The 5,785-nt window shown below is 43.6% G+C and carries 4 protein-coding genes and 1 pseudogene; all 5 read left to right on the top strand.

Going from position 1 to position 5,785, the window contains the following annotated elements:
• On the top strand, positions 1-2,511 hold a 2,511-nt coding region (locus tag O0955_RS18080; protein ID WP_428982473.1), incomplete at its 5' end, for a hypothetical protein.
• A gap of 10 nt (positions 2,512-2,521) precedes the next feature.
• The gene (locus O0955_RS18085; RefSeq protein WP_269428968.1) at positions 2,522-3,391 is read left to right on the top strand and encodes a hypothetical protein; all 870 of its coding nucleotides are present in this window, start codon (positions 2,522-2,524) and stop codon (positions 3,389-3,391) included.
• Positions 3,392-3,397: 6 nt separating this feature from the next.
• Positions 3,398-4,285 carry a hypothetical protein gene (locus tag O0955_RS18090; RefSeq protein ID WP_269428969.1) on the top strand — a complete coding sequence of 296 codons (888 nt, stop codon included), beginning with the start codon at positions 3,398-3,400 and terminating at the stop codon, positions 4,283-4,285.
• A gap of 11 nt (positions 4,286-4,296) precedes the next feature.
• Positions 4,297-5,253, top strand: coding sequence for a hypothetical protein (locus O0955_RS18095; protein ID WP_269428970.1), 957 nt, complete (start codon positions 4,297-4,299; stop codon positions 5,251-5,253).
• 103 nt (positions 5,254-5,356) lie between these two features.
• Positions 5,357-5,785 (top strand): annotated as a pseudogene (locus O0955_RS18100) (gliding motility-associated C-terminal domain-containing protein); the annotation flags it as partial.

Here is a 5,785-nt window from a genome sequence, read left to right on the forward strand (position 1 = left end):
AAAGGTGATGCAGGAATAGTTGGTGTTCAGGGCATGCCTGGTACAAGCGGAGCGCCTGGAACTCCGGGTTCCGGCACTGCTGGCGCACCTGGCACAGGGGTTACGATTGTAACGAATGACAGTGGTACCTGGGTGTATAACCCAACAACCAATACCTGGACGAATATCAATGGTCCAAAAGGAGATAAGGGTGATAAAGGCGATGCAGGAATAGTTGGTGTTCAGGGCATGCCTGGTACAAGCGGAGCGCCTGGAACTCCGGGTTCCGGCACTGCTGGCGCACCTGGCACAGGGGTTACGATTGTAACGAATGACAGTGGTACCTGGGTGTATAACCCAACGACCAATACCTGGACCAATATCAATGGTCCAAAAGGAGATAAGGGTGATAAAGGAGATGCAGGAATAGTTGGTGTTGAGGGTATGCCTGGCACAAGCGGAACGCCTGGTACTCCGGGATCAGGTACGCCTGGAGCACCTGGAACAGGAGTTACGATTGTAACGAATGACAGTGGTACCTGGGTTTATAACCCAACGACTAATACCTGGACGAACATCAATGGTCCAAAAGGAGATAAGGGTGATAAAGGAGATGCAGGCGTAGTTGGTGTTCAGGGTATGCCTGGTACAAGCGGAGCACCTGGTACTCCGGGATCAGGTACAGCTGGTGCGCCTGGCACGGGTGTTACCATCGTAACGAATGACAGTGGTACCTGGGTTTATAACCCAACGACGAATACCTGGACCAATATCAATGGTCCAAAAGGAGATAAAGGTGATGCAGGTGTAGTTGGTGTTCAGGGAATGCCTGGCACAAGCGGAGCACCTGGTACTCCGGGATCAGGTACGCCTGGTGCACCTGGCACAGGGGTTACGATTGTAACGAATGACAGTGGTACCTGGGTGTATAATCCAACGACTAATACCTGGACGAATATCAATGGTCCAAAAGGAGACAAGGGAGACAAAGGCGATGCAGGAGTAGTTGGTGTTCAGGGCATGCCTGGCACAAGCGGAACACCTGGTACTCCGGGCTCAGGTACGCCTGGAGCGCCTGGCACAGGGGTTACGATTGTAACGAATGACAGTGGAACCTGGGTTTATAACCCAACGACCAATACCTGGACAAATATTAATGGTCCAAAAGGAGATAAGGGGGATACTGGTGCACAAGGTCCAATTGGCTTAACTGGTGCAGCAGGGCCAGCAGGTGCTCAGGGTATACCTGGAGCAAATGGAGTTGATGGTGCTCAGGGCCCTATTGGTTTAACCGGAGCGCCAGGAGCTACTGGTCCTCAGGGTCCAAAAGGAGATACAGGTACGACAGGTGCACAAGGTCCAATTGGTTTAACGGGAGCGCCAGGCGCAATGGGTCCTCAGGGTCCAAAAGGAGATACAGGAACAACAGGTGCACAAGGTCCAATCGGATTAACGGGAGCACCGGGAGCTACTGGTGCTCAGGGTCCAAAAGGAGATACAGGTACGACAGGTGCACAAGGTCCAATTGGTTTAACGGGAGCGCCAGGCGCAATGGGTCCTCAGGGTCCAAAAGGAGATACAGGAACAACAGGTGCACAAGGTCCAATCGGATTGACTGGAGCACCGGGTGCGGTTGGAGCTCAGGGTCCAAAAGGAGATACAGGTACGACAGGTGCACAAGGTCCAATTGGTTTAACGGGAGCGCCGGGGGCAATGGGTCCTCAGGGTCCAAAAGGTGATACAGGTACTCAGGGTGGTATAGGTTTAATTACTAATGGTCTTAATACTACAGTTACCGGAAATGGAACAACTGCAACACCTTATCAGATTAATACTAAAGCATCTGCATTTAGTCAGGATATATCAACCGGAGTAATTACGCATATTAATGATGCTACTACTCCTGTTACTTCAACAGCTGTGGTTCGCAGTACAAATGCAGGGCAGCTTTTAACAGTAGGTACTGATGGTGGTGCTTTGCTTACCCAGGCATCAATAACCAATTTAGAACCCTGGCAAATTCAGGGTACTTCCGATAAAGCAACCCTAAATACAGATAATATCTATCAAAATGCAAAAGTGGTAATTGGAGCAACATCAATTCCGGCAGCAGAAACCACTGCCCAGCTATATGTTAATGGTGATGTGGTAACTTCTGGCAAATTTTTAACCACAAACTCAGTATATGCCGATTATGTATTCGATACTTACTTTGATGGTTACTCGGATATTAATCATAGCTACAAATTTAAATCATTAGCAGATGTGAGTGCTTTTATCAAGAAGAATAAGCATTTACCTGGAGTGACAAAAATCGATGATTTAAAAAAGAACATCAATGGTTATTCTTTTGATTTAACAGCTTTGTCTATCCAGTCGTTAGAGAAAATCGAAGAATTATACCTGCATACTATTGAGCAACAAAATTTAATTGAAAAACAACAAAATTTAATTGAAAAGCAGCAAAAAGAAACTAGAGAGATGAAGGAGCGTTTGGAACGTTTAGAAAACTTGTTGTTGAAACAAAAATAATCCAGAAAAGATGAACTATAAAAGTTTCAATAAGGGATTCTTGATGTTGTCGTTATTGCTAATTACCAGTTTGAGTTATGCTCAAACTGGTATTAACACAAGAAATCCTCAGGGCGTACTTCATGTGGATGGTGCTAAAGATAATCCTGCTACGGGAGTACCTGGTGCCCTACAGACTGCCAATGACTTTATAATTACACCAGCCGGGTGGATTGGTGTTGGAAATATTGCACCCAAAGTTAAATTTGATTTGCGTGGTGCTGATAATAGCGCCTTAGGTTTAGGAACAACAACTATGTCGGCCATTAGTGCAGGTAAGGGCGCAGTTAGATATGATGTAAATAATGGTATTCCCACAGGAACACCGAAAATACAAATTTCAGATGGCTTGGTTTGGAGCCAGGTATATGTTGCGCCTATAAAAGCAGTTGTGGTTGCTCAACTAACAAAACCAGTTTCTATACCCTATAATACACCGACTACTGTTAATAACTGGACACTAAAATCGGATGTAACCAATAGTTTTAATGCGGTTACCGGGGTTTTTACGGCTCCACGAGATGGAATATATACATTCTTAATGACATTTGATTTTGTAGAAGGTACAATTACGCCCGCTTCTACTGTAGAAACACAATTTGTCAATGGAATAGGTGTTGTTATATCCCGAAGCTATAAAACATTTGGCAGAGCGACTAGAAATGCTCAGGCAGGAGGTTCGAGTACAGTTACTTTGGGTTTAATAGCCGGATCTACGATGGTTGTTAAACTACAGCAAACAATAGTTAACGCCAGCAGAGCACTTAGAATAACAGGCAATATTGCAAATCCTGCCGATCCGAGTGATGGATTTAACAGTTTAACCATTATAGAGCAATAAAACATTATGGATAAGAAAATATTTACTTTAATCTGCTTATTGGCATTCTGCTATTTTAATACCGCTTTTGCTCAAAAAACCGGAATAGGTACACGGAATCCGGTAGCTTCATCTACCATGCATATTGATGGAGCTAAGAATAACGCTACTGCACCGGCGGCTACAAAAAATAATGATGATGTGGTTGTTATGGCTGATGGAAAATTGGGTATAGGTACAATAACACCGGTTACAAGAGTTGATTTGAGGTCTAATGATCAGAAAGGGATTATTGGCTTAGGAACAAATACGGGTCAAACTGCTGTCCAGGCGGGTGCAGGTGCAATACGTTATAGCAACATACTTCCCGGAGTTTTAGAATATTCAGACGGAGAAAAATGGATTCCACTGCCACAGGTTCCACCCATCAAGGCCCTTGTGCTGGCCAACAATAAAACATTGCAAATTATTGCAGACAATAATACCAGTCAATATGTTACAGGCTGGCTCGCCGTTAAAAATGACCCTGATGTAGATCCGGGTGGTTTCACGCCCGGGATTCCTAATTTTAATCTTCTTAATGGCACATTTACGGCACCACGGGATGCTTTCTATATCGTATCTTTTAATATTACTTTGGCTACAGCTAATATACCCAACAACAGTAGGTTCGAAACCATTATAGAAAGTAATACTTCAACAAATAACATCCAGGCATTTAAAAGTGTAAACTCTTACCCGGGTTTTAATACGCCTGTTCCAAACAATATTGTTTCAGGTAATTGCAATGCTATTTTTAATCTAAAAGCAGGGAATACAATCCGTTTTAGAGTATATCATACATTAGGTGGGAACAGAAATACAAGTATTGCAAATTTAGGTGTTGATAACAGCATCAGCATTTACGAATTATAAAACATATGATGATGAAGATAATAAGAAACGGCATATATTGCTTATTACACACATTTGTAATTGCCATTTTCTTAACGGCGACAACTGTTATGGCTCAAACAGCAGGGATAGGTACCCGAACCCCCGCCGCTACCAATAATACCGAAGTTGTTACTACGGCCGGAAATATTATTATAGATAATACCGGGAAAATGGGTGTTTTGGTGGCTAATCCATTGGTTGCATTGGATTTTCGTAGTGGTACAAATCAATCTGTTGCTATAGGAATGACCAATCAAACCGCTGCACAGGCAGGAGCAGGTGCATTGCGTTATAATCCAACGCCAGCCATTGGGGTTAAGGGCTATTTAGAATACTCAGATGGAACAAAATGGATTGGTTATTTCCCTTATGGAAAACCTCACATTGTTGTTATGGCGGAGAAAACGACTCAGGATGTATATATATTTGAACCCGGAGCCATTCCTACAATAGGCCCCCAAACTAATGGTATGCCTCAGCGTACATCGGCATATTTAACCAACTGGACGGAGAAATTGGATTCAGATTCAGGAACTCCAACCAATACTTTTGATCCAAGTACCGGAGAATTTATAGCGCCAAGAGATGGGGTTTATTTTGCCACTTTTACTTTTGCACTTCAAGCCAACTATATAAAATCCTGGCTTGCTACCAACGCCAATCAAACAGAGGCCATCTGGGAAGTAAGAGATGCTTCCGGAACAATTAAACAAAGGGTTAAAACTTCTAATGGCTATCCTTCAGATACAGGTTCGGCATACAATACTAGTGGCGGAACGCTCATTTCTGGTTCGGTTTGTACCGTTAGTGTTTTTATGGTTAAGGGTGATAAGTTAAGACCGTTTTCGTGGATTAGTCTTGCAGATAATGAGTTTAATTATGCAGCCTCATCAAGACCGTTTGATACAACCGGAGGTTATAATGTTTTAACCATTGTAGAGCAATAAGAAACTGGATTGGACAAAGAATGACGATGCCAATTGATCTGCAGTTTAATTCGAAACCATGTTTCTTATTATGGGTTAGGATTTAGTTCGTAAAAAAATAAGGATGAAAAATATTATATATAAAATAAGCTTTCTGCTATTGGTTTCGGCATTAAATGCCCGTGCCCAAAGCGGTTCTGGGAGTATGACGGTTGATGAGTCGGTGGTTGTGGTTTCTGCGGGTACGACCGAGCAGCGCTTTAGCGAGGGCACTTACTTTGGCCCGAAAGCGAACTGGGAGATCAACGGTACGCTGGAGATTTACAGTAAAAATGTCTGGATTGCTCCGGGGGCTACCTTTAGCGGCACGGGAAAGATCATCATTTACAACCCGGGCACTAACCCTTTTTATCCGGCTATGGCTTCAGGCCCAACCAATATCGATGGGAACAATGGTAATTTCATCAACCTGATTATCGAACACCAGAATACAGAAAACATTTTGCTGGCTGATGTAGCCGATCCGGGTTACGGAACAGCAAACCCCCCGGGC

The sequence above is a fragment of the Pedobacter punctiformis genome, from assembly GCF_027213715.1.
In the GTDB taxonomy this organism is placed as follows: Bacteria; Bacteroidota; Bacteroidia; order Sphingobacteriales; family Sphingobacteriaceae; genus Pedobacter; species Pedobacter punctiformis.